The 25,031-nt window shown below is 43.3% G+C and carries 22 protein-coding genes; 15 read left to right on the forward strand and 7 right to left on the reverse strand.

The genetic code is table 11. The features are described from left to right. Positions 1 to 145 precede the first annotated feature (145 nt). A complete protein-coding gene (locus LPAF129_RS08605) occupies positions 146 to 331 on the forward strand; it encodes a hypothetical protein (protein WP_244056237.1) in 186 nt (61 codons plus the stop codon). 86 nt (positions 332 to 417) lie between these two features. On the opposite strand, the gene LPAF129_RS08610 is transcribed toward LPAF129_RS08605, so the two are convergent. Continuing rightward, positions 418 to 1,272, reverse strand: coding sequence for a patatin-like phospholipase family protein (locus LPAF129_RS08610; protein ID WP_244056238.1), 855 nt, complete (start codon positions 1,270 to 1,272; stop codon positions 418 to 420). A gap of 196 nt (positions 1,273 to 1,468) precedes the next feature. Between LPAF129_RS08610 and LPAF129_RS08615 the strand changes: the two genes are divergently transcribed. Beyond that, the gene (locus LPAF129_RS08615) at positions 1,469 to 1,786 is read left to right on the forward strand and encodes a hypothetical protein (RefSeq protein WP_244056240.1); all 318 of its coding nucleotides are present in this window, start codon (positions 1,469 to 1,471) and stop codon (positions 1,784 to 1,786) included. 733 nt (positions 1,787 to 2,519) lie between these two features. Here the strand turns inward: LPAF129_RS08615 and ppsA are convergent. Further along, on the reverse strand, positions 2,520 to 4,913 hold the full coding sequence (gene ppsA, locus LPAF129_RS08620; protein WP_244056242.1) for a phosphoenolpyruvate synthase: 2,394 nt from the start codon (positions 4,911 to 4,913) through the stop codon (positions 2,520 to 2,522). Between the two features lie 484 nt (positions 4,914 to 5,397). On the opposite strand from ppsA, the gene LPAF129_RS08625 reads away from it, so the two are divergent. Further along, positions 5,398 to 5,898 carry a phosphatidylglycerophosphatase A family protein gene (locus LPAF129_RS08625; protein WP_244056244.1) on the forward strand — a complete coding sequence of 167 codons (501 nt, stop codon included), beginning with the start codon at positions 5,398 to 5,400 and terminating at the stop codon, positions 5,896 to 5,898. Positions 5,899 to 6,101: 203 nt separating this feature from the next. Here the strand turns inward: LPAF129_RS08625 and LPAF129_RS08630 are convergent, their stop codons facing one another. The 3 genes from LPAF129_RS08630 to LPAF129_RS08640 form a co-directional block, all read right to left on the reverse strand. Next, positions 6,102 to 6,992, reverse strand: a complete 891-nt coding sequence (locus LPAF129_RS08630) for a C40 family peptidase (RefSeq protein WP_244056247.1) — start codon at positions 6,990 to 6,992, stop codon at positions 6,102 to 6,104. 33 nt (positions 6,993 to 7,025) lie between these two features. Further along, positions 7,026 to 7,964: an L-lactate dehydrogenase gene (locus LPAF129_RS08635; RefSeq protein WP_244056249.1), complete on the reverse strand. Its 939-nt coding sequence runs from the start codon at positions 7,962 to 7,964 to the stop codon at positions 7,026 to 7,028. Positions 7,965 to 8,043: 79 nt separating this feature from the next. Beyond that, positions 8,044 to 9,108, reverse strand: a complete 1,065-nt coding sequence (locus LPAF129_RS08640; RefSeq protein ID WP_265747499.1) for a branched-chain amino acid aminotransferase — start codon at positions 9,106 to 9,108, stop codon at positions 8,044 to 8,046. A gap of 1,050 nt (positions 9,109 to 10,158) precedes the next feature. Between LPAF129_RS08640 and LPAF129_RS08645 the strand changes: the two genes are divergently transcribed. The 5 genes from LPAF129_RS08645 to LPAF129_RS08665 all read left to right on the forward strand — a co-directional run bounded on the left by LPAF129_RS08645 (position 10,159) and on the right by LPAF129_RS08665 (position 17,348). After that, positions 10,159 to 10,728 carry a recombinase family protein gene (locus tag LPAF129_RS08645; protein ID WP_244056255.1) on the forward strand — a complete coding sequence of 190 codons (570 nt, stop codon included), beginning with the start codon at positions 10,159 to 10,161 and terminating at the stop codon, positions 10,726 to 10,728. Positions 10,729 to 10,782: 54 nt separating this feature from the next. Continuing rightward, the gene (locus LPAF129_RS08650; RefSeq protein WP_244056258.1) at positions 10,783 to 12,885 is read left to right on the forward strand and encodes a Na+/H+ antiporter; all 2,103 of its coding nucleotides are present in this window, start codon (positions 10,783 to 10,785) and stop codon (positions 12,883 to 12,885) included. A gap of 705 nt (positions 12,886 to 13,590) precedes the next feature. After that, positions 13,591 to 15,261: a glycoside hydrolase family 13 protein gene (locus LPAF129_RS08655; protein WP_244056260.1), complete on the forward strand. Its 1,671-nt coding sequence runs from the start codon at positions 13,591 to 13,593 to the stop codon at positions 15,259 to 15,261. 402 nt (positions 15,262 to 15,663) lie between these two features. Continuing rightward, a complete protein-coding gene (locus LPAF129_RS08660) occupies positions 15,664 to 16,713 on the forward strand; it encodes a PTS sugar transporter subunit IIC (protein ID WP_244056262.1) in 1,050 nt (349 codons plus the stop codon). 20 nt (positions 16,714 to 16,733) lie between these two features. Continuing rightward, on the forward strand, positions 16,734 to 17,348 hold the full coding sequence (locus LPAF129_RS08665) for a sugar O-acetyltransferase (protein WP_244056264.1): 615 nt from the start codon (positions 16,734 to 16,736) through the stop codon (positions 17,346 to 17,348). A gap of 421 nt (positions 17,349 to 17,769) precedes the next feature. Here LPAF129_RS08665 and LPAF129_RS08670 read toward each other — a convergent pair whose 3' ends face one another. After that, entirely contained in the window at positions 17,770 to 18,048 is a 279-nt protein-coding gene (locus LPAF129_RS08670) for a hypothetical protein (protein WP_244056266.1), read from the reverse strand. A 322-nt stretch (positions 18,049 to 18,370) separates the two neighbouring features. On the opposite strand from LPAF129_RS08670, the gene LPAF129_RS08675 reads away from it, so the two are divergent. From LPAF129_RS08675 to LPAF129_RS08690, 4 genes are read left to right on the forward strand one after another with little or no spacing between them, the layout of a single operon-like run. Beyond that, positions 18,371 to 18,691, forward strand: coding sequence for a hypothetical protein (locus tag LPAF129_RS08675; RefSeq protein ID WP_244056268.1), 321 nt, complete (start codon positions 18,371 to 18,373; stop codon positions 18,689 to 18,691). Between the two features lie 28 nt (positions 18,692 to 18,719). Next, a complete protein-coding gene (locus tag LPAF129_RS08680; RefSeq protein ID WP_244056270.1) occupies positions 18,720 to 20,423 on the forward strand; it encodes an ABC-ATPase domain-containing protein in 1,704 nt (567 codons plus the stop codon). 9 nt (positions 20,424 to 20,432) lie between these two features. Then, positions 20,433 to 21,053, forward strand: coding sequence for a DUF3862 domain-containing protein (locus LPAF129_RS08685; RefSeq protein ID WP_244056273.1), 621 nt, complete (start codon positions 20,433 to 20,435; stop codon positions 21,051 to 21,053). A 20-nt stretch (positions 21,054 to 21,073) separates the two neighbouring features. Further along, the gene (locus LPAF129_RS08690; RefSeq protein ID WP_244056276.1) at positions 21,074 to 21,262 is read left to right on the forward strand and encodes a hypothetical protein; all 189 of its coding nucleotides are present in this window, start codon (positions 21,074 to 21,076) and stop codon (positions 21,260 to 21,262) included. Positions 21,263 to 21,380: 118 nt separating this feature from the next. On the opposite strand, the gene LPAF129_RS08695 is transcribed toward LPAF129_RS08690, so the two are convergent. Next, positions 21,381 to 21,794, reverse strand: a complete 414-nt coding sequence (locus LPAF129_RS08695) for an acyl-CoA thioesterase (protein WP_244056343.1) — start codon at positions 21,792 to 21,794, stop codon at positions 21,381 to 21,383. 288 nt (positions 21,795 to 22,082) lie between these two features. Here LPAF129_RS08695 and LPAF129_RS08700 point away from each other — a divergent pair, with 288 nt between their 5' ends. From LPAF129_RS08700 to LPAF129_RS08710, 3 genes are read left to right on the forward strand one after another with little or no spacing between them, the layout of a single operon-like run. Continuing rightward, on the forward strand, positions 22,083 to 23,099 hold the full coding sequence (locus tag LPAF129_RS08700; protein ID WP_373875044.1) for an ABC transporter ATP-binding protein: 1,017 nt from the start codon (positions 22,083 to 22,085) through the stop codon (positions 23,097 to 23,099). Further along, entirely contained in the window at positions 23,096 to 24,067 is a 972-nt protein-coding gene (locus tag LPAF129_RS08705; protein ID WP_244056279.1) for an ABC transporter ATP-binding protein, read from the forward strand. The genes LPAF129_RS08700 and LPAF129_RS08705 overlap by 4 nt, the downstream gene beginning before the upstream one ends. Then, positions 24,067 to 25,023, forward strand: coding sequence for an ABC transporter permease (locus LPAF129_RS08710; RefSeq protein WP_244056282.1), 957 nt, complete (start codon positions 24,067 to 24,069; stop codon positions 25,021 to 25,023). The genes LPAF129_RS08705 and LPAF129_RS08710 overlap by 1 nt, the downstream gene beginning before the upstream one ends. The last annotated feature ends 8 nt before the right edge of the window (positions 25,024 to 25,031 follow it).

The raw sequence follows: 25,031 nt of genomic DNA on the forward strand, positions 1-25,031 counted from the left end.
CTTTGATTTTAATTAGACACTTTAATCGTAGCACACGAGGACAAATGATGTCCTTTTTGCGTAGAAAAAAAGTGCTGATGATCAACTCATCAACACTAAAAAGTTTAGACCCACTATTTAGTTTGCTGGGGGAGTACTGAAAAGTTTGGTTGATTTAGCCCGAAGTGGACATAGTTGGCCAAAGTATGCACGAAAGAGGGTGGCAAATGAGCATGGTCAGGCAAAGTATGCTCAAAAGAAGATGACAAATGAGCATAGTCAGGCAAAGTATGCTCAAAAGAAGATGACAAATGAGCATAGTCAGCCCAACTATGCTCAAAAGAAGAAGTAAATCGAGTATTTCAACCAAACAAAAACCTGCAAGTTCAGAAAAAGCTCTCTGGCTTTGCAGGCTTTTGTTGGATAGATAAGGCTTTATTAGCTTTCGAGGTAGGCTTTCATGGCATCGAATTGTTCGATGATCGTTTCAGTTCCTTTATGATAGAGGTCAATGAGCTTGGTGTTGTCTCTTTCAAAGCGAGAAACGGTGACAGGATCCTCTGGCCGTAAAACGAAGACTTTGCCAGCTTCTTCGAGTCGCTCGAGTTCGGTTAAAGCCTCGTTATAGTGCTTAGGCCGGTCAATAAAGGATTGGACAAACTTGGGATACTGTTTGTAGCGAGTTTTGACCAGATTATTGACAGCAGCACCATTTTCTGGCTTTCGGTAGGCGAGGTCACGGGTCACGACGACAACAATTTTTTCGTAGCCGAGTTCTTGGGCTCGTTTGAACGGAATCGAATCTGCGATACCGCCGTCTAAGTAGGGCTGATCCTCAACGATCCGGATATCTGAAGCTAACGGAATACTGGAGGAAGCTTTAATGGCTTCAACTTGGTCATTACCAGGTTCTTTGCGGAAAACGTGTCCCTGACCAGTTTCACAGTTGGTGGCAGTGATCTCAAAAATTTGGCGATTTTGCCGGTAAGTTTGCCAGTCAAAAGCACTATAAGCAAAACACTCGGGTGAAAATAAGAAGTCGAGGTTAAAGATGCCGCCGCTATTCCAGAGATTGCTGACGCTGATGTAGCGTTTATCATGTAAAAAGTGCAGGTTAATGCTGGCTGAACGATTGCGCTGTTTGGAAATATAATTCATGGCACATAGTGTCCCAGCTGAAACACCATGGACGTATTCGAACTCTACTTCGTGTTCAATAAAATAATCTAAAATGGCACTGGTGAAAAAGGAACGTAAGGCTCCACCTTCCAGAATTAAAGCAGCTTTTTCCAAAGTAAAACCTCCCATAATGATTTAAAAGCAATGTTAGTTAAAAAATTCCAACTTTACATGCACAAATTGGAAATTCGCTATACAATATAATATATATACTAACAGAATTTGAAGTTGGTGGTTAGCAGTTTTACTTTAGTAACGGCAATTTTTTAGTAATAGTTTGATTCCTGTTAGTTGATGGAGGTTTAACAGAATGTTTGAAAGAAATAGTTTACGGCTAATTTCAAAGGGTAAAAAGACTTTTTATCAGGCCGAGGAGCTGAATACTCGTGGAATGGTCAATCAAAGTCGGTATGCGTTGTTGTTTCCCAATTTAAAGGCAGCGCAAGACTTTGATCAATTGAGTCGCAAATGTCATATGACAATTCAAAACTTTTTTGGGTCATACCATGAAATTACCCGGACGGATTTTGAAGTGCAAAAGTCGAATTTGACTGACCAGGCGGAGCATGAAATTTATCGTGGATTATTAACAGTCCAGGAAGTTAGGAGAAAGAATCAAGCAAAATGAGTTTTTCAAAAAAGTTAGTCTTATACTTTATTTTATTTGTTTCATTGTTAGTAGTACTAGGCTATACCTTATTTATGTGCACTTATTTTTTAGTTAATTTTGGCTGGCAAACATTTTTTTTGGCCCTGTTAGGCTTACCAGTGTTTTTGTTCTTTTTTAATTTTTTATGGCGAGAAGTCTAAAACAGAGCGGAGTGGCCCGGTTAGAAGATGAGCACTAACAGGCTTTCAGACATAATGCGATTTAGGCATTGTGGCAGAAAGCAGGTTAGGCGGAGTCTTCTGGGCCAAGTAGCTCGACTAAGAACGCAGAGCGGGGTGAAACGGGAGAAAGTGAGCACCATCGGAACCCAGGAGTTAATGCGGTTTTTAGATGGGTGGAGCTTTCTGGTTCACGTAGCTTGACTAATAGAAAACTCGCATCTTTCAAACTAACGAAAGTTGCGAGTTTTTTTGTGTAAATTAAAAGCCGTCCGCATGGGAGGACGACTGGTGTAGAGAACTGTAAAGGCTTAACTACCTTCACCTATAAGATAACATATTCTAGCAAGAAAGTTGACCAATAAGCTCACAGAGAAAATACCCCAGATAACACAAAAAATCGCCCTTTCCACGAGGCGATTTTTTTCTAGAGAGAGTTTTGTTACGTGTAATTTTGGTAACGAGTGTGAAAGTAAATGTACAGTACTTTGTGCAGTACTGGTAAATCTAAAATTTACAGGACGAAACTATGTTTACCATTCATAGTTTGTTGAGTCTTGGCGTCCTTTATTTGTTGCACTATCAAGCATGATCCGTTGTTCAAAATGAGCAACGTTGTGCTTAGTAGCTTTGACCATGTCAGGGTTAACTGAAACATAGTCGATTCCTTGTTGAATTAAGAACTCAGTAAATTCTGGGTACTCGGAAGGTGCTTGGCCGCAAATCGAAACAGTCTTGTTGTCACGATGAGCAGTTTTGATCAAATGTACGATCGCACGTTTGACAGCTAGGTTCCGTTCGTCAAAGAGTGAAGCAACGGCATCGTTGTTGCGGTCACAGCCAAGCAGCAACATCGTTAAGTCGTTAGAACCGATGGAGTATCCGTCAATGTATTGGTTGAACTGGTCAGCCAAGATAATGTTACTTGGAATCTCTGCCATCATGTAGACTTTAAAGTCAGCACTGCGTGACAGACCCTGCGCTTCCATGAGTTCAGTGACCTTTTTCATTTCTGCCACAGTTCTAACAAATGGAACCATGACGTTCAAGTTGGTCAAACCAAACTCTTCACGGACTTTTTTGACCGCTGCTAGTTCCAGTTTGAAGGCTTCCACGTATTTTGGATCGTAGTAACGTGAAGCACCACGCCAGCCTAGTAAGTCTGATGGTTCGTGTGGTTCAAACTGGTCGCCGCCCTTTAAGTTGCGGTATTCACTCGACTTAAAGTCTGAGAAGCGCAAAACAACGGGGCGAGGGGCCATCGCACGTGCCACTTGACTGATACCTTCTGCTAAGAGTTTGATAGCCTTGTCTGATTCACCATTGGCGATCAAGTTCAAAGGATGTTCATGAATAAAACTGGTCCAAATGAACTCTTCACGCATTAAACCGATCCCGTCAGCGGGTAGGGGCGCATACTTTTCAGCAAGCTCAGGGTTACCCAAGTTCATCATGACTTGAGTCGCTGTTGGTGCAAAATATTCTGCAGCAGCGACTGGTTGAGCAGACTCTTCTTGTTTGTTGCCAACCAATGAGTCAATTTGACCAGCATAGACCACACCATGTTTGGCATCGACTGTTACAATTTGACCGTCTTGTAAGCTTTCCATGGCAGCCTTTCCGCGACTCTTAGTCCCAACGATCGATGGAATCTGCATTTCACGGGAAACGATAGCGGCGTGGCAAGTCATCCCGCCGTTGTCCGTAATGATAGCGGCGGCCTTCTTCATAGCTGGCACCCAGTCAGGTGAAGTCATTGATGTGACCAAAACTTCGCCTTCATTAAATTGAGCGATGTCTTTTGGACTTTCGATGATATGCACTGGACCGCTGGCTAAACCAGGACTGGCAGCCAGTCCCTGAACTAAGATCTCTGCATCGGAAATATTAGTCATTGTTTTCTGTTCTCCTGTTGTCTCTTTGTTCTTGTTTTGTTGGGACCAGAACGTTTCTGGTCGAGCTTGGACGAGCCAGAGTTTGTTAGAGTATTGGTCTAAAGCAAACTCCATGTCCATATAACAACCGTAGTGCTTTTCAATGTCTTTAGCGTAACCGGCTAATTCTAGGACTTGGTCATCAGTTAAAGATGGCTTTTTGCCAACTTCTGCTGGCACTTTCTTTTCAGCAACGCCACCATTTTCAGCCCGCAATAGTTCAACAGTCTGTTCGTTGATGTTACGCTGGGTAATCTGGTGAGTAGCTTTGTCCACGAGAAAGTCATCTGGGGTGACGATCCCTTGCACGATATATTCGCCGAGACCTAAGATACTATCAATAATGATCTGGCTGTCATCGCCGTTTGTGATATTGACTGAGAACATTACACCAGAAGCCTTGGATGACACCATCATTTGAACGGTTGCGGCCAAAGCAACTTTTTCATGAGGAAATTGTTGTTTGTGGCGGTAGTAAGTTGCTCGTTCAGTAAATAGTGATGCAAAACATTCTTTCACATAGGACACAACGTCATCTGCACCAGAAATATTCAGGTAAGATTCTTGTTGGCCCGCAAAGGATGCGTCTGGTAAATCTTCTGCGGTCGCACTCGAACGAATCGCGACAAATGGATTTTTTTGGCCGATCCGTTTTTCAAGTTCGGCATAACCGTCTTTGACAGCGGCGGTCAAATCTGCGGGAAATGGACTTTCGGTGATCACGCGCCGAATTTCTCCACAAACTACATGTAACTCACTGGAGTCTTCATAATCTTTGATACTTTCCAGCAATTCGTTGACCTTAGCGTTTGCGCCACTTTCTTCCATGAAGTAACGGTAAGCGTGTGAGGTGGTAGCGAAGCCGTAGGGGACAGGAATGTTGGTTTCCGAAGTCAATTCCCCTAAGGATGAGGCCTTTCCGCCGACTAAATTCACGTCGTCGCGGTGTAGTTCATCGAACCAAAGAATATTTGCAGTAGATCTGTCTTTCAAAATACTTCCTCCTTGTGATGGTACATGTCAAAAATAATTTTCAGCTTTGTAATGAATCATCTGTGTATGCTTATTTTTTAGTAAGCATTTGCATCAATGTCCATAATTCTACTTAAGGGCTGAGAAATAGTCAACCATTAAATTTATGCACGCTAAGTCACTAAATGCTTATTATTTAAGTGTTATAATTAAAATCCATAAGCAAAACTAGCAATAATACGATTTGTAAAGACTTTTTGGAATAAGGTCTTTATATAAAAAATAAGCAATATTAGTAAAAAAATCATTAGATATTTTAAATTTAATTAAAAAACAGTGGTTAACCTGCCCAAATTTGACTAAAATTCAGGTTAAAAAACTATTTTTTAGAAATTGTTCTACCTAACTGCTAGTTTTCAAAATTGAATTTCTAGGATGAATGAGTTAAAGTCAAATTATTGAATAATCTTGATAATGAAGAAACAGAACTAGGAGGGGCAAGTTAGTGAGAACGAAAAATTTTAAGTATCCAGATAAGGCAGCGCATGAAATGGTGATGAATGAACTGGGTCAGCGGGGGATCACGATGGAAACGATCGGTGACATCGCCTTTGAATTGCAAAAGGACTTTTACCCAGCAGCTCAGATTGAAGAGTTTTACGATGCCGCTAATGAAGTTTTGCATAAGCGCGAAGTTTTGAATAATGCGATGGTCGCCTTGGAGTTGGACCGACTAGCAACAGAAGACAAGCTCCAGCAACCGCTGCAAAATATTGTCGCCAATGATTCTGGCGTCTTTGGGGTAGATGAATCTCTGGCTGTTAGTATCGCTAATATCTATGGCACGATCGGCGTCACTAACTTTGGTTACATGGACCGGGTCAAAAATGGTGTGATCAAAGATTTAGACACGCAAAAAGATGGTCGGGTCAATACCTTCATTGATGACCTTGTGGGCGCGTTAGCTGCAGCTGTTGCCGCTAAAATGGCCCATCAATACGCTTAATAATCTAAAAGCCGTCCCAGCCTGCTAGCGAAAAACTGCCAGCTTGGGGCGGCCTTTTGATAGTTAATGATGGAAAAGTTTGGTCCAAAAGCAGGTGTTATGTACCAAACTCCTGTGGACTTAAGTACAAAAGGGCACAAAAAGAACGGTTGAGTTCACTATTTAGCGAACAACAACCGCTCTTTTTTTATTAGCGTTTAGTCTTACCAAAAACGACGGTAGCCAGCATATTCAGCGGCAAACTTTGGCTCAGTCAGAGCTGCAATGTCGACTTTTTTGCCGGGAGTCCGTGATTCAATCATTTCGCCATTCCCAATGTACATGCCAACATGATGCACGTCGCCAGTTCCGTGTTGATAAGCAAAGAAAATCAGGTCGCCAGGTTTGATTTGGTCGACTTCAATTGGTGTCCCGCTAACTTGTTGGTCGTCAGCGTCACGGGGCAAAGTGATCCCAAGTACCCGGTGTAAACCGTAAACTAAGCCGGAACAGTCATAGCCATAAGCGCTGATCCCACCCCAGAGATAGCGCATCCCGAGGAACTGCTTGCCAATGTTGACCATCGTTTCGCCGTCATCTTGACCGACTAGGTCTGCTGGAATCTGAGTCGCTTCAGTATCGACAAAGCCGATCCCCAGTGGAGTAGCGACTTTGACCTTACATTTGTCAGCGTAGAGCTGTTCCAATTTCGTCCCTAATGATAGTTCAGCTAGTGGTAAGTGGCCTTCATCATATAAGGTAGTTGTTTTAACTGAAATTGTGACGGTCTCTTCGGTTGCTTGTTCCGCGATGGCTGGTGCTAGTAAGTCACTTTTGATCCAGCCGGGGTAGCCCGTCGGATTTTTGTGAGTTGGTTGATCCACCACTATGACCTTAGTCCAGTCACCCTGAACTTCTTCGACGAGAACTTCATCGTTGAACAGGACCTGAGTATCCACCATACTATCGTCGCATAATTGAATCGTTTCCTGATCTGACATTGATTGCGTCCAATCTTTAGCGTGACCAGCTAGTTCTTGGTCGTCAAGTTGGCGAGGCTTGTCAGGTGAGCTCCAGATATTAGCAACCGAAACTTTAACTCTTAATTTTTCCATTTTGTAAAATCCTCTCAAAGCTATCAGGACGGTTTAGTTAGTTTGCTTGGCAGTGATTGCGGCAAATTTTTCCAAAATGTAGTCGGCTGATAGTTGTAATTTTTCTTGTTCTTCATCAGTTAGGTCTAACTGAATTTTTTCCTCTATACCTTTTCTACCAATAATTGCGGGAGATGACAAGTAAGTTGCATATTTTTCGCTAAAATTGGAGACGGGCAGCTCAGTGTGTGCGTCATTTAAGACTGTACGTGCCAAATGGACCGCAGCAGCTGAGATCCCATAATTAGTATATTGTTTTCCTTCCATCACAGTAAAGCCGCCAAACCGAGCTGCGTGGTCGAGGTCTGTTAAACTCAAACCTTTTTTGGCTGCAATTGTGGTGATTGGCTGACCCAAGACCCGAACAGTTGACCAGGCCGTGAACTGTGAATTACCGTGTTCGCCTAAGTTATAACCGGAAACGGAACGTGGGTCAAGCTGTAATTCTTTTGCGACCGCTCGTTTCATGCGGGCAGAATCAAGTAAAGTCCCTGTACCGATCACTTGATGGTGCGGTAAGCCGGTGTATTTTTGGTACAAGGAAGTGATGACATCACATGGATTAGTGATAACGATCAAGACACCATTAAAACCGCTCGCTTTAATTTGAGTGGCAACTTGCTGAACTTCTTGACTATTGAATGGTAACTCTGCAAATCGATCCTTAGTCGTACTGGCACTTGAGAGTTTGATATTTCCTAAAGCTGAGATAATGAGATCAGCGTCGGCCAGCGCAGGATAGTCGTTGACTGTGATTTTTGTATAGTGGTCAAGGTTGGCAGCGGCATCGGAAAAGTCGATGGCATCCGCAGTGACCTTCGCTTCATTTTTGTCAATTAAGACGAGCTGGTCAGCTAAACCAGTCACGATAATGTGATGCGCGGTGGCAGCACCAACATTACCCATCCCAATGATTCCTATTTTTCTAGTCATGGTAATTTTGCCTCCTGTTTTGTCAAATGAAGAAACGCACCCAGTTGGCCACCAACTCAGTGCGTCTCTGTCCCAGAAATTATTCGAGCGTTTGGATCCAACCAGCAGGAGCTGGACGATCACCGTATTGGATGTCGATTAGTTCGTTATAGAGCTTAGTCGTGATCGGGCCAGCTTCTTTTTCATCGTAAAAGACATGTTTATGACCATTCGCTGTGATCGAGCCGACAGGAGAAATCACGGCAGCAGTTCCCATCGCACCGGCTTCGGCAAATTGGTCGATCTCGCTGAACTCGATTGGGCGTTCCACTGGATTTAAGCCTTGGCGCTCGGCGAGTTCGAGCAGTGAACGCTTGGTGATCGATGGCAAGATCGACGCAGATTTTGGTGTGACAAACTGGCCTTCTTTAGTGATCCCAAAGAAGTTGGCACCACCAAATTCATCGATGTATTTATGTTCTCGTGGATCAAGGAACAAGCAGTCTGCGTAACCATCTTGATGTGCCTGGGCGGAAGCAATTAAGCTGCTGGCATAGTTACCAGAAGTTTTTGCTCGGCCAGTCCCAGCGTGCGCCGCGCGGTCGTATTCGCTCACAGTGTAAGGAGCGGGGATCAAGCCGTTCACGTAGGCGCCAACTGGAGTCGCGTAGACGTGATAGGTATATTCTGTCGCTGGAGAAACGCCCACAACGCGAGTAGTTCCGATCATAAAGGGCCGGATGTACAGAGTCGCGCCACTTTCGTAAGGCGGTACAAACTGCTCGTTTGCCTTAACGATCGTCTTGACCGATTCTACGAAAGCGTCGATCGGGTAGGGCTCCATGCCCAGGCGTGCAGCAGAGTCTGCCAAACGTTGGGCGTTTAGTTCAGGGCGGAAGAGGTTGATTTTACCGTCTTTTCGGCGATATGCTTTCAAACCTTCAAAAACTTCTTGACCATAGTGGAAAACTTCAGCTGCTTCAGACAGCTCAATGGTTGATTTTTCTGTCAATTCACCGGCGTGCCACTGCCCATCGAAAAATTTCGCTGTAAAACTGTAAGGTAAATCATGATAGTTAAAACCCAAATTATTCCAATCCAAATTCTCTACTTTTTCTTTCATCTTACTTTTCCTCCCTGTCTGTCTAACAGAAACAAGCCTTATTCTTAATAACAACAAAAAACGCCCCACCAAGCCAAATGACTTGATAGGGCGTTTCCACGGTACCACCTATTATTTCTCAGTGAAGACCCACTGAGCTTGCGACATTATGAGTTAAAAATGTCGTTATCCTAATAATGGTGGATTACCAGCAAAAACTACCTAATCATTTTTGCCGCATCAAAGGTGAGAAACTATGGCTTAACAATACTTCCTTGCAGCTCCCGGAAGCTCTCTGAATTGTCGTTAGCCTAGTGCTCCTTGTCATCGCGTTTTTCATCGTTATTTAATTAAAGTCTAATTTAACGCAAGAGTAGGGACTTGTCAATTGTTATTTTGGCAAGTGGACGAAAATATCGCTGCGCTAGCGGGCGTCTGTCTCCGAGTCAGGAAAAAGGAGGGCCAAACGGAAAATTGCTGGCTCCAAATCGGAGGAAACAACAGCACTAAAATGCCGCTCAAGGCTCAGATTTGAAAAAAATAAAAAAATATTTGTGAAAAAGTGTTCAAAAATCAAAATCTGTGTTATACTAATTTCGGTGATATTTTTCACATAAAAATTTCTCTCTCTTGCCTAGCCGAGGTCACGGTTAGGCTATTTTTTTGGCTTTAATCAATTGTTGATGTTGATTCTTGCGATGAAAAGAGCATGATCTCATTGGCGAATATCTACAATGAAAGTCCACTATTACACAGTTAATCACAAAGAAAAACCTCTTCAAGCTAATCGAAGCAGCGTTTGCTAACCGGAAAAAATATATTTTGTTAGTAAATTTAAGTGTAAAAGGCTATAAATGCTGATATAACAAGCTTTAAAAATTAAGGGGTCATAAAGTACATATTTTTTGAACCATTGGTCGATTTTTGGTATACTAATTAAGTTAACGATTAGCTTTAACGGAAACGGAAAAACTAAGAACGGTAGCACAATGTTGGGTGGAAAGAACTAATTTTTTATAAATTGGTCCATTTGACTTTAAGATTCAAGTGAAGTCAGTCATAGTGAAATTTACTGCGGGTGATTTGACTCTGTGTTAAAACGAGGGAACGTTTATGAAGTATGGTTATATTCGTGTTTCACTGTGTGGTCCTAGTCAAAGTGCGCAACAAGAACAATTGGTGCATGCTGGTGTTTTGACCGGAAAAATTTTTTGTGACGAAAGTGATGAAATTTCAGCGCAAACTCCTGCGTTTAAGCAGTTATTGGCACAACTCCAAGCCAAGGATATGTTAGTGGTGACGACCTTAGATCGAATGGCGGAATCCGCTAAACAACTGACAGAGCTGTGCGAGTCGCTAGTTAAACGGGGAATTTTGATTAATGTGTTGGATTTAGGCTTGATCGATGATTCGGCTGCGGGACGCTTGATTTTGGAAACCTTGGAAAAGGTTGTTTTGTTAGAAAAAATCGAGTACCGTGAACGTTCTTTAGCTGGTAAAAAACGGGCTAAAGAACGGAATCAAAATTATCATGAAGGACGGCCAAAAGCATTGATCACCGAGGAAAAGCGGCAGGCTTATTTGCTGTTGAAGGACTTCACTTATCAGCAAGTAGCCGACAAAACTGGTTTTTCCGTCTCGACGCTGAAACGAATCAAAAACAAAATTGAACACCAGCAATAGGTGGCTGATTTGTTACAAAGACAGTGAGTGTTGCATCGGCAAAAATTTGGGAGAGTGATCTTATACGTGCATCTGATTGAAATTATTATTGTGCTGGCACTTTTGATCTTAGTATCAAACGTGATCAGTCACTACTTACCAGCAATACCTTTAAGTTTGATTCAAATTGTCCTCGGGTTGTTGACCGCCTTTAGCGGAGAGTTCCAAATCAACTTGTCCCAGGACTGGTTTTTACTCGTTTTTATTGCGCCACTGCTCTATACCGATGGACGGCGGTTCCCCAAGCGAGAGTTATGGCGCATGCGGGGGCCGATCCTCGGAAATGCGATCCTGTTAGTTTTTCTAACAACGATCGTTGGCGGCTATTTAATTTATCAAATTGTACCAAAAATTCCATTGGCAGAAGCTTTCGCGTTGGCAGCGATTTTGTCGCCCACTGATCCAATCGCGGTGCAGTCGATCGCCAAACGTGCAAAATTACCAGATTCCGTCTTGCATTTGGTCAGTGGTGAAAGTTTGATCAACGATGCTTCTGGGCTGGTGGCTTTCCGCTATGCGTTAGCGGCAGTTTTAACCGGAACTTTTTCACTGGCAGAAGCTTCAGGAAACTTTATCTATATTGGGATCGTTGGGATCATTCTCGGCTTTTTATTGTCACGGATCCTGGATCTAGTGCAAGAATTGTTACTTAGAAATGGCGTTGATGACGTGGTCTTTCATACCGCAATTCAGCTAGTTAGTCCGTTTTTGATTTATATTGTGATCGAAGAAGTCTTCCATGCTTCCGGCGTAATCGGTGTAGTTGCAGCCGGGGTCACGATGCAATTTGGCAAAACGCCTGCGGTGGAATATCGGCCGGAATTACGGGTCGTTTCAACGACGACCTGGGATGTATTGAACTACTTATTGAACGGCTTTGTCTTCATGTTGCTGGGAAACGCGTTGCCAACTGCGATGCGTAATGTGGTCGAAGGCGACCAGTTTGGCACACTACAAGCTGTTAGTTATGCTTTGTTAACATGGATCATTATTTTAGTGATTCGTGTGATTTGGACCTACGTTTACCAGGTCTTTCCTACCCGCAAAAATCAGGGTAAAAAGAAAGGTGCCGCTCGTTATGCGCTCTTATCCGGTTTATCTGGAGTGAGAGGTGCGGTCACGATGGCTGGGATTTTATCCTTACCGTTGCGAATGCCAAACGGGTCACCGTTCCCGGAACGAGATTTAGTGTTGTTTATTGCATCGTGTGTGGTGATTTTTAGTTTGTTAGCGGCGGTGATCACCTTACCGTCAGTCGCACCAAATGCCGGGCCAATCATGACGCGGGGAAGTTTGGTTGATGATGGTGATGAGGAAGACGAAGAAGAGCTGCCACAATATTTGACAGAAAATGAAGCCTATTTGATTATTGTTCAAACGGCGATTTCACGGTTGAATGAGAAAATGAAGCCGAAAAATCAACGGGCAGCATATGAATTGATTTTGGACTATCAAAATGTGGAACGGCAAATTTCCATGGAAATCAGAAATGATGACCAAGTTGAAAAGGCGTTGGCACAAGAAGTGAAGTTGCGTAAAGTAGCCATTCAGGGTGAACGAGAAGCCATTGAACGGTTATTTAAAAACAACCAGATCAGTGCGGAAATGTGCCAGGATGCTTTATACCGGGTCGAGCAGGAGTTGAAAAATACTGAACGTCTGACTGAACGACCGAAGTTAAGCATTGTTACTGATTTCCGTGCGGTTCGCCGGCTCTTTCACCGGTATTTCCATGCCCGTCATTCGGAAGAAGAAAGTAAGGCCTGGTTAAAAGAAGCACGGTTAGTTGAACGAGAAGTTTCCAAGGCTGCGATCAAAGCTTTATCACGGTATGTTTCTAGTGAAAAAGTCGATAACAGTAAAATTAACCGGAATACGATTTACCATTTGGTGATCACTTACCGGAACCGGATCGAGCGTGCGAAAGGTAAATCAAACTTTGAATTTGAAGAGTACCAAAAGCAGCGTTCGAAATTACAAATCATTGCTTTGGGGGCGCAACGGGCGTCAGTTCAGTCGATGTTAGAAACGGGCCGGATCACCCGGAAGGATGCGACTAAGTTGCGGACGTATATTAACTATTCGGAAAATGCGTTAACGATCGAGGTTGAAGAATAACAGAGCGAAGCAAGCCGGGAGAACTTGAGCGCTATCGGGGTCTAGTGACTAATGCGTTTTTGGCATTGGTCGCTGGGCTTGGATAGGCGGAGAGTTCTGGCTTGAGTAGCTCGACTAAAAATAACAGAGCGGAGTCACCCGGTTAGAAGGCGAGCATTAACAGGTTTCCGGGCATGATGCGGTTTAGGCATTGTGACGGAAAGCAGGTTAAGCGCAATCTTCTGGGTGAAGTAGCTCGACTAAGAATAATATGATAAACGAGACTGTCTTTTTGCCAAATTTGGCTAAAGGCAGTCTCGTTTTTGATAGGTCAACAGATTTGTGGACACAAGATTGCAAAAGTAACGTCCAGAAATAAATTTGTACACGCAACTTTGGCAGACTAATGTTTACAGGAGTCGCTGTACACACAACTTTGGCAGACTAATGTTTACAGGAGTCGCTGTACACACAACTTTGGCAAACTAATGTCTACAGGAGTTGCTGTACACGTAACTTTGGCAAACTAATGTCTACAGAAGTTGCTGTACACACAACTTTGGCAGACTAACGTCTACAGGACCACTGGAAATGAACTGACTTTGTTGCCAGAAAATGAAAGTTAAATTAAAAAAACTAGGGGAAGCAGTTTGTCCGAGATGATTGTGATAAAGTGACTGTAAATAGCCAGAAGATTGGCACATAAAAGTCCAAGGAGGTTTTTGAATGAATTCAAATTGGTTTAAAGATGCGGTGGTCTATCAGATTTATCCTCGTAGTTTTCAAGATAGTAATCATGACGGGATCGGTGATCTAGGTGGTATCAAGCAGCGAATTCCTTATTTGAAGAAATTGGGAGTCGACGTCTTGTGGTTGAACCCGATTTACCGCTCACCTGACGTTGATAACGGCTACGATATCTCAGATTACGAGAGCATCCAGGCTGATTTTGGCACGATGGAAGACTTTGATCAATTGCTAGAGGCACTCCACAAAAATCAGCTAAAATTGATGATGGATCTGGTAGTTAACCATACTTCTGATCAGCACAAATGGTTTCAAGCAAGCAAACAATCGCGGGATAATCCCTATGCTGACTACTATATCTGGCGTGATCCAGTCGATGGTCATGCACCTAACAACTGGGGTGCAAGCTTTAACGGTTCAGCTTGGACTTATGTGCCGGAACGAGGACAATACTACTTACATCTGTTTGCGCCAGAACAACCAGACTTAAACTGGGAAAATGAAGCCGTGCGCCAGGACGTTTATGCAGCAATGCGGTTTTGGTTAGAGAAGGGCATCGATGGTTTCCGGATGGATGTGATCAACATGATCTCGAAGGTGCCAGGCCTGCCTGATGGGCCGCAAGCTGCGGGTGCTGCTTATGGCGATAGCAGTCCGTATACGACAAATGGCCCCCGTTTGAATGAGTTTTTACAGGAAATGAATCGGGAAGTTCTGTCCCACTATGACATTATGACTGTTGGTGAAATGCCAGGGGCTACCCCTGAGATGGCGCGACAGTATAGTAATTTGGCTGGGACCGAGCTGAATATGATCTTCCAGTTTGAACACGTTAGTTTGGCGGGCAATCCTGATCCACGCTTAGGCAAATGGAACGATCAACCAGTTTCGTTGGTGGATTTAAAAGCGAGCCTTTCGCGTTGGCAAGAAGGGCTGGACGGTCAGGGCTGGAATAGTTTGTACTGGAATAACCATGACCAGCCGCGCGCAGTCTCACGGTTCACGACTGCTGGACCACAAGAACGAGTTAAAGCCGCTCAAATGTTGGGGACTACTCTCCACCTTTTGCAAGGAACACCGTACGTGTATGAAGGTGAAGAGTTAGGAATGACTAACGTTGGCTACACTAGCTTGGACCAGTACGAGGATATTGAATCGTTGAATGCTTATCATGAGTACGTTGAAAAAGAACAGCTAGTTTCGGGTTCAACAATGTTACGTTATTTGGCACACATGTCCCGGGATAATGCACGAACCCCGATGCCATGGGATACCAGCCTGAATGCGGGTTTTTCTGACGTTGAACCATGGTTTGCGCTGAATCCAAATTATCCAGAAATCAACGCTGCTAGTCAGACAGACGATCCTGAGTCAGTCTTTAGTTATTATCAAAAATTGATCGCATTGCGGCACCAAGAACCAGCCATCAGATACGGCAGTTACCAGTTGCTGGACCCTAAAGACGACCAAGTCTTCGCTTACTTGCGTGAATATCAGGGGACTACATTACTGGTTATTAATAACTTTACGGCAACAACTGTGCACCGGGATTACGACCAGGTCAAAGGCGAGCTGTTGTTGGCAAATTACCCAGCTGGCCAGTTGACTGAATTCCGCCCATATGAAAGTCGGGTTTATGTGCACAAATAACTGTTGATTTTTTAAAATGAACAAATTATTAAAAGATGGTTGACTAAAACCTAATTGGATGTTAATATTTTTCTAACTTAAGAAGTCGCCAAGCAAGTAGGAAATTACTTATGTTGTCAGGAAGTCGGTGGACGCTGCGAACCGATCAGAGTAATCTTCACGAAATACGGCGAATCAAGTTCGGGTTTGTTAAGAACCGTTATCATCTTATCAAAGAGTGGAAGTGTCGTCAGATATTTTCAAAGTAGGGTGGTACCGCGGTCGTATTAACGAGTCGCCTCTATCGAATAGTTTTTCTATGCGATAGAGGCGGCTTTTTTTTATACATATAGCTGCCCAACTAAAAAATTGTGACTGACACGAAGCCGTCCAATCAAACCAAATTGAGAGAGGAAGAAGTTTATGGCACAAAAGATGGATTTGAAGACTTTTGTAATGAATATTTTAAATGGGGTAGCAACGGGTGTCGTTGTTGTGTTAATTCCGGGAGCGTTGCTGTCAGAAATTTTTAAAGCTTTAGTGGGGAGTTTTCCTCAGTTAACGATTGTATTGAATGCACTGACAATGTCGAATTCCTTAATGGGTGTTGTTTGTGGGATCTCAATTGGGATGCGGTTCAAGTTTACACCAATTGAAACCTTCTCGTTAGGGTTAGCGACTCATCTGGCATCGGGGTCAGTCATCTTTAAAGATGGGATCATGACAATGAATGGGACCGGAGATATTATTAACATGATTATAACGGCGACAGTCGGAGTAGCTGTGATCATGTTGATCGGTTCAAAATTGAAATCATTTAGTTTGTTGGTAATTCCTCCATTATTGTTAGCGGTAGTCGGGGTGTGTGGATTACTGATGTACCCATACGTGTCACAAATTACGACCTGGATCGGTCTCGGTGTTAAACAGTTAATGGCGTTACAGCCAGTAGTAATGTCAGTCTTACTAGCCGAAGTGTTCTCACTTCTGATTTTGTCTCCAATTACCACGGTAGGGATCGCACTCGCGGTTTCCTTGGCTGGACTAGGTTCAGGCGCTGCTAACTTAGGAATTTGTGCGGCTGGATTCGGTTATGCCATTATGGGTTGGGGCGTGAATTCCCGCGGAACTAGTTTGGCGATTTTCCTGGGTTCACCCAAGATGGCATTGCCAGTAGTTGCTAGAAACTTCAAAACTTTCTTGCCAATTGCAGCGAATGCGTTTGTCTTAGGAATTTTGGGCTACTTCTTTAACGTGCAAGGGACACCAATGAGTGCTGGCTTTGGTATCAGTGGTTTAGTTGGACCAATCAACCATATCAACTTAGCACCAGGTGGCTGGACTGGCTCCAATATTTTAGTTGGATTATTGTTGTTCATTGTGGCGCCAGTAGTTTTAGCTGGATTATTTAAGTACATTTTTACTAAAATAATCCCAGTGGTAAGTGAAAGTGATTACCAGCTAGATTTGTAACAGTTAGTAAGGAGAACTAGATGACAAACGAAGAAAAGATGCTCGCTGGCAAACTCTACGATCCGGAAGATGCTAGTTTGCAAGAACAGCGAACTAAGGCACACCGTCTCTGTCAGGAGTACAACACCTTATTTGATGATCAGACCGACAAACGACGGCAAATCATCCAGGAATTAATTCCCAATCAGGGCAAAGATGTCTTTTTTCAAGGACCGATTTTCTTTGATTATGGTAGTAATACTCAAATTGGTGACCATTTCTACGCTAATTTCAATTTGACTGTGTTAGATACATGTCCGGTGATCTTAGGGGATAACGAATTTCTGGGACCTAATATTACTTTGGCAACACCAATGCATGCTTTGTTACCAGCGGAGCGTAATTTGCATGAAGTGGCTGGTAAACAGGTCGCATTTGAATATGGAAAACCGTTGAGAATTGAGAATAACTGTTGGCTAGGTTCAAATGTGGTAGTCAATGGCGGAGTGACGATTGGTGCTGGAAGTGTGATTGGTTCGGGCAGTGTGGTGACCCGTGATATTCCTGCCGGGGTCTTGGCGGTGGGAAATCCGTGTCGGGTATTGCGTCCGATTACTGAGGCAGACCGGCTAGAATTGAAAAAAGAACTGTGGTAAAAACAGAGCGGAGTGAAACGGGTAGAAAGTGAGCATTATCGGAACCCAGGGACTAATGCGTCTTTGGCATTGGTCTCTGGGTTTGGATAAGCGGAGCTTTCTGTTTCAAGCAGCTCGACTAGAAAAACAGAGCGGAGTGAAACGGGTAGAAAGTGAGCATCATCGGAGCCCAGAGACTAATGCGTCTTTGGCATTGATCCCTGGGTTTGGATAAGTGGAACCTCCTGCCACACGGAGCTCGACAAAAAAGGCTGTCATCTTTCAAATGGGCGAATACTCATTTTGAAAGATGACAGCCTTTTTATTCAGATGGAAGTCTAGAATTTAGTTTGTGTACCCAAAATTCCGAGAATAATGTCTACAAAATTTAGATACGAAAAACTATAGCTGTGTTTAAGTGAAATGGCTAGGGTTTTTGATATTAGTATTGTTCCATAAACTGATTGAGGTCGGCAGCTGGAATGCGGTGAATGTTGGGCTCGCTAGCGACCCAGTCGTGCCATTCGTTTGATTCGAGGACAAGTACGCGTTGATGCAGTGATTCGTCATCTTTCAGCAAGTGAAAATAAATTTGAAGTTCACTGGAATCTTCTTCTTGGATCACAGGGTAAAGGAAACCGGCTCGAAATTGCCAAGAATCGTTTTGGTGGACTTGAAATTCTAGGTCTTGTTTGGCAAATACATATTCAATAATTTTCATTGGAAACCTCCATGTTATTAGGCCCAGAGCAAAATGAGGCGGTTAAGAGATGAGTATTATCGGATTATGCCAGGGTAGCACGTTTTTAGTGCTGAACTGGCATAATTGGATAATACTCATCTCTTGCCCCATGGAGCTCGACTAAGAAAATATTTGTTTGTCTCTATTATACAGGATTCTGCCCAAAAGACCGCTAAATTGAATTGCTGGCACGAAAGTTTTGGAGTTTAAAAGTTGGCCTCGACTTCAACTTTGGTTTAAAATTTAGGATAAGGTGTCAGTAATGAGCAGATTTCATTACTGTGAAAGGAAGTTAAGTATGATGAAAAAATTTGAACAAGTCGTCCTGGAATATTCAGACAGCCAGGGAAATAAAGTTCAACATGCAGCTGATTTGATCAAAGATTTTTCAATCAGCTTAAATACCCGCTATTTAGTGAGTTTTAAATCGATTGCGGAAGCACAAAAGTTTCAAAATGATGTGAAGCGACAACGAATGAAGGTTACCAATGAACAGGGTGTCGCTAAGATTTATCGAGTTAAGAATTTTCAAATGAAAGACCCAGCTGGTTTTGCTTCGAAGACTGGAGCGAGTGTGGGGATCATTCAAGGCGAATTATATTTAAACGTTGTGTTATCGTAGTACGAGCTAAAGGAGCAGGTTATTTTTAATGGCAAATTTGACTGAAAAATTATTGGCGTTGGCCGGGAAAGGATACGGTGGTTATAAATCATTAAGCGGAGCATACCAGTTTGCGGCTTATATCTTAGTGTTTGACCATATTCAAGTGGATCCATTCGCACCAGCGACAACTCTTCATTTGGTTCTCCCGCTTAAAAAAACGGGTTTACCCAAACAATTACTGGCGACTAAAAATCGGCGGATCGCAGTGGCGGATTTTCTCCAACGAGCAGTGGCACAAGCAATCATCAAGAGCGATGTACCGCAACGTGGGACTGGTCATAGCAGTGAGATTCGCATCGACCACTGCGGACAAGAAATTTTGGAACGAACGGCAATTATTTTTACCAAAGAGACACTTGAGGTCCGTTTGACAGTCGGGTTGCCCGCAAATGGACGGCGGATCAATGCGAAAGCGGCAGCGAAAATTTTATTGGAGATTTTACCGCAGATCGTGCAAAAATCCCTGATGTACGACCAGCTGGACCAACGCAAACTGCAAGCACAAGTGGAATTGTTTGAGATGCAGCAGGAATTGAGGCAGCAAATGCAAGCACAGGGGTTAGTGGCGTTTGTTGCGAACGGTGCAGTTTTGCCGCGAGATAGCGGAGATTCTGATTTACCGTTGAAAACTGGGGTGCCATTTGTCAGTCCAGCATCATTAGCAGTTACGTTTAAGTTGTCCGGTGGCAAGCAGGTGACTGGGATGGGGATCGGACAGGGAATCACTTTGATCGTCGGTGGCGGTTACCATGGCAAATCAACCTTGCTGCAGGCCTTAGACCGAGGTGTCTATAATCACATTCAAGGCGATGGCCGCGAACTTGTGTTAACTGATCAAACAGCGATGAAGATCCGTGCTGAAGATGGGCGAAGTGTGGCCAACGTGAATATTACACCATTTATCAACCATATTCCTGGTCGGCGGAATACGGCCGAATTTTCGACCTTAAATGCGAGTGGCAGTACGTCACAGGCAGCTAATGTGATCGAGGCACTTGAAAGCGGCGCTAAAACATTGTTATTAGATGAAGATACTTCCGCAACCAACTTTATGATCCGCGATACTCGAATGCAGCGACTGGTTAGTGATGATCGGGAACCAATCACACCATTTGTGGCTAAAGTTCAGGCTCTTGCTAAGCAGGTGGGCGTTTCCACTATTTTAGTGACTGGCGGTTCGGGAGCGTATTTCGAAGTAGCCGACCGAGTTATTATGATGAATGAATATCAGCCTGGGGATGTGACTAAACGGGCCCACGAGATCGCCGCCTTAGAAGGACCCACTAGTTTGACTGCAGCCGAAACCGACTTTGGTCAACTGGAAGCGCGGATCCCTAAAAAGAGTAATTTTAGGGTCGTCACGCGTAAGGACCGCTTTAAGGCTCGCAGCCGAACCGAAATTTCATTTGGACACAGTAATTTAAATTTAAGTGCAGTCGAACAACTCGTTGAACCCAGTCAAACGCGGGGAATCACTGCCTTACTAGCGGTCTTGAAACGTGATTATTTTGATGAACAAACTACGGTGGCAGAAATGCTGCATAGTTTGTATGACAAAATTGACCAGCAAGGTTTAGACCAGGTGCTCGGCGACAAACGTCATGCCGGTGATTTGGCAGTGCCAAGGCCACAAGAACTCGGTGCTGCGTTGAACCGGTACCGTGGGTTACGAATGATACAGCGAAAATAGGAGGCCGAGATGACTGAAAAACGGCAAAATACTCCGCAACCAACGAGTCAGCCTAGCCTATGGCCCCACGCCGTTAGTGCAGTGTTACTTCTGATCGTTGTGATATTAGCCGGAGTTTTACTGCGGCAAAATTACCAAGCTAAAAGCCACTTAACGCAGGCTAATTTTAATTCGATCGAGCTGTCTCGTTTTGAAGGAGATTCGCTGCAAGATGTGAGTGAGCTTTTTGGCAGTCGACCAAAAAAGGTGACTCAGACGCAAAAAAAGGGAGTTAAAACTCAAGTGGCAGTTTGGCAACAAGTTGCGAATAGTCCGGCAGAATCACGCATTTACGTCTTTTTTGACGATGGTCATGCAGTTTCTAAAACTATTCAGGGCTTAAAAAGAGGCCGGACAAAAACTATCACCCGCCAGAATTTCATGAACTTAAAACTTGGCACTAAAAAAGGTGACATTGCTCGAAAACTTGGGACACCCAATGATTATACTTTTAATGAACGGCTGCCTGGTTTAAATAATGAGCAGTGGACCTATACTGCCGCTGAAACGAAAGGCGAGCCGGCCGGAGTCTTGACCCTGTCTTTTAGAAACGGTCGCTTGGCGGCTAAGACGCAGAATAATTTGAAATGAGCGTTGAGAGGAGAAATCAAATGAGAAAGTTAATGACTAATTCGTTCGTGTGGACGATATTGCTCTTTTTGATTTTCCGCATACTGCTTGAACAATTGGGTGGAGGCCGAGATGGAAACTTGTTAGTTTTAGTGGCCGTACCACTAGTAGTTTTGGGATTAATGGTTCAAATTTTGAAAACCATTTTAACTAGTATTAGCCAAAAATAAATTAGTGGACATCAGATAAATAAAATCCAGCACAAAAAGGAAATGTTTCTTTTTTGTGCTGGATTTTTTGGTTTGAAAATTAATATAAGTGTTGCTGATGTGAATGATACTGTTTGACTTATAGTTCCTGTTTTTGCAGTTCCAGCAGCTGTTGGTAAAAATCTGGCATGGCTTTTTTAAGGTCAACGATTTTACCAGCCTGATTTAAGAAGCAATGTGAGCTTTCAGCTTGGCAAACTAGCTGACCTGAGACTGTCATTTGGTAGGCCAGAGTTAATTTGACCCGGCTGACCTTGTGGACACGGGTCGTGATCTCGATCAAGTCAGGGTAGGTCGTCGTTCTTTTATAGTTGCAATTAACGTTGACAACTGGCGAAATTACCCCAGATTTTTCGAGCTGATCATAGGGCCAGTCAATTTGCTCTAAGTAGTCTGACCGTGCTTCTTCCATGAAGCGAATATAGTTGGTGTGACTCGTGATCTGCATTTGGTCAGTTTCATAGTATTGGACCTTGTGTGTGTAAGGTGTAATAGGATAACTCCCTTTCTGTGTGTACTGTAATTCATTTTAACATTAAAAATTGACTTGAAATAGTTCTCATTAAATTCTAAACTGTTAAAAATAATTTTAAGTAAATTCTTGATACAACACATATGGTAGCGAATACATTTATTTATATCAGACTAATATGGTACTATGATTAAAATTTAATTAACTAAAACAGTTGAAAAGTCGTACATAATTTAATATAATCTTACATAATTATAATATAACTTCACAGAAACGAAATTTAAAAAGATTGAGACTGAGGCGAGTATTTTGAATGAAGAAAACGAATTATTAAAACTAACAGACGTTTCAACCGCGTTTAAAATTGACGGTCAGTATTACCCAGCAGTGTCTCATGTCGACTTAGAAGTTGAAAAAGATGAGATTTTAGCGATCGTGGGCGAATCAGGTTGTGGTAAGAGTACTTTGGCAACAACGATCATGGGCCTGCATGACCCGCAAACTACTCAAATTTCGGGCCAAGCAGTTTTTGCTGGTCAAAATTTATTAGAAATGAAGGAAGAAGATTTAAATGACATCCGCGGAGCCAAAATCGGCATGATTTTTCAGGACCCGTTGTCAGCTCTTAATCCTTTGAAACGGATTGAAGATCAAATTAGTGAAGTATTGGATTACCATACAGGCATGTCTAGTGAAGAAAAACATGCCCGCGTGATCGAATTGTTAAATCAGGTCGGCATCTTGGAGCCGCAACGAACAGCCCATCAATTTCCCCACGAATTATCTGGCGGGATGCGGCAACGAGTGATTATTGCGATTGCAATCGCCTGCAAACCTGATCTGATTATCGCAGATGAACCAACAACTGCTTTGGATGTGACAATTCAGGCCCAAATTTTGGACGTTTTACGAGATATTCAAGCTGAAAATCATGCTGGAATTATCTTGATCACCCATGATTTAGGAGTTGTCGCTGAAACTGCTGATGAGGTTGCCGTGATGTATGCCGGAGAAATCGTGGAACGCGGGACGACCGCCCAAGTTTTCGGTGATCCTAAACATCCTTACACTAGATCATTATTACGTTCGATGCCGCAAGGCGATATGGATGTCTTACACGATGACCTCTACGTGATTGCTGGCAGCGTACCATCGATTGAAAAAATGCCGCAAACTGGTGATAAATTTGCTCCACGGATCCCATGGATCAAAGCAAGTGCCCATGAAGAGGAGCCTACTATGCATGAAGTAGCGCCAGGGCATCAAGTGCGGTGCACTTGTTACCAAGATTTTTATTTCCAACGATTGGAGGATGTTGACCAATGAACCTGATTGAAATTAGAGATTTAAAAGTTCATTACCCGATCCGTTCAGGTTTTTTAAACCGTGTGACAGACGTTGTGCGGGCCGTTGACGGAATTAGTTTTGATATTAAAGCGGGCGAAACGTACGGTTTAGTCGGTGAGTCAGGCTCAGGTAAGTCAACTACTGGCAAGTCAGTTGTCGGTTTAGAAGAGGTTACTTCGGGGTCGATCAAATATGATGGGGTCGATATTACTAAAAAGTCTGCCCGCAAAAAAATCAAGTATAACGAAAACGTACAAATGATTTTCCAGGATTCCTTATCAAGCTTGAATCCCCGCAAACGAATCATTGATATCATTGCTGAACCTTTACGTAACTTTGAAAAGTTATCGGCAGAAGACGAAAAGATCCGGGTGCTGCAACTATTGGAAACAGTTGGACTTAATCCGGATTCACTTTACAAATACCCGCACCAATTTTCTGGAGGACAGCGGCAACGAATAGGAATTGCTAGAGCTGTTGCGACAAATCCACAATTAATTATCGCGGATGAACCTGTTTCGGCGCTGGATTTGTCAGTGCAAGCCCAGGTCTTAAACTTCATGAAAAAAATTCAGCGGGAGTTTGGCATTTCTTACTTATTTATTTCCCATGATCTCGGGGTGGTGCGTCATATGTGTCAAAATATTGCCATCATGAACAAGGGACGGTTAGTGGAAGTCGGAACGCGGGAAGATATTTATGAGCATCCTTTACATATCTATACCAAACGTTTACTAGCAGCCATTCCTGAAGTGGATGTGGCTCACCGGGAAGAACGCATGCAAAAGCGGTTAGAGATTGAGCAAGTTTACCAGCAAGAATCTGACCAGTATTACGACGAAGAAGGATTGGCTTATCCACTGCTCCAGGTGTCACCCACTCATTTTGTAGCTTTGCCAGAAGATAAACTGACTCAACTGACCGGAGAAAAAAGGAGGGATGCTTAATGTGGAAGACAATTTTACGCCGCGTTTTGATTATGATCCCAGAAATTATTTTGTTGAGTATCTTGGTGTTCTTACTAGCTAAAGCAATGCCAGGAGATCCGTTTACGGGGTCGATCAACCCGCGTTCTAGTGCCGCTCAAATTGAACATTTAAAGCAAATCAATGGTTTGTATGACCCATGGTACCAACAATATTGGAACTGGGTCGTGCATTTGTTCCACGGTGATTTGGGCCAAAGCTACCAGTACCACGAAGCAGTTTCTAATCTAATTGGAGACCGGGCCGTCAACACCTTATGGTTGTCCGCCTTTACGATGGTCTTAACTTATATGTTGGCATTACCGCTGGGACTTTATGCCGGGAAACATGAAGGTCGCCTGCCAGATACTGTGATCCGAATTTATACATATGTCACATATTGTATTCCATTTTTCGTGATCTTAGTTATCGGGTTGTGGATCTTCGGGTATGTCTTTAACTGGTTCCCGACGACAGGTTCGGTTTCACCGACTGCGCATGGGATGGGAGTTTTAAGCTCCCGACTGGAGCATATCTTATTGCCAGGGTTGCTAGGAGCGTTATTTGGCACAGTTAACATCGTACAGTACATGCGCTCGGAAGTAATCGACGCCAAGCACTCCGATTATGTGCGGACTGCACGGTCAAAAGGGGTTCCTAATAAAGATATTTATAAGCACCATATCTTCCGGAATTCTTTACTACCCATCGCCGCTTTTGGGGGTTACTCGATCACAGGTTTGTTGAACGGTTCAATTTTTACCGAAACAATTTTCTCTTATCCAGGAATGGGAATGTTGTTTATTGATTCTATTAACTATCGGGACTATACCGTCATTACGGCGCTGGTCTTAATGTTTGGAATTTTGAACCTCTTAGGAACTTTGTTATCAGATATTATTTTAGGAATCGTGGATCCACGGATTCGAATTGATTAGGAAGGGGG

The organism is Ligilactobacillus pabuli (assembly GCF_022836475.1).
Lineage (GTDB): Bacteria > Bacillota > Bacilli > Lactobacillales > Lactobacillaceae > Ligilactobacillus > Ligilactobacillus pabuli.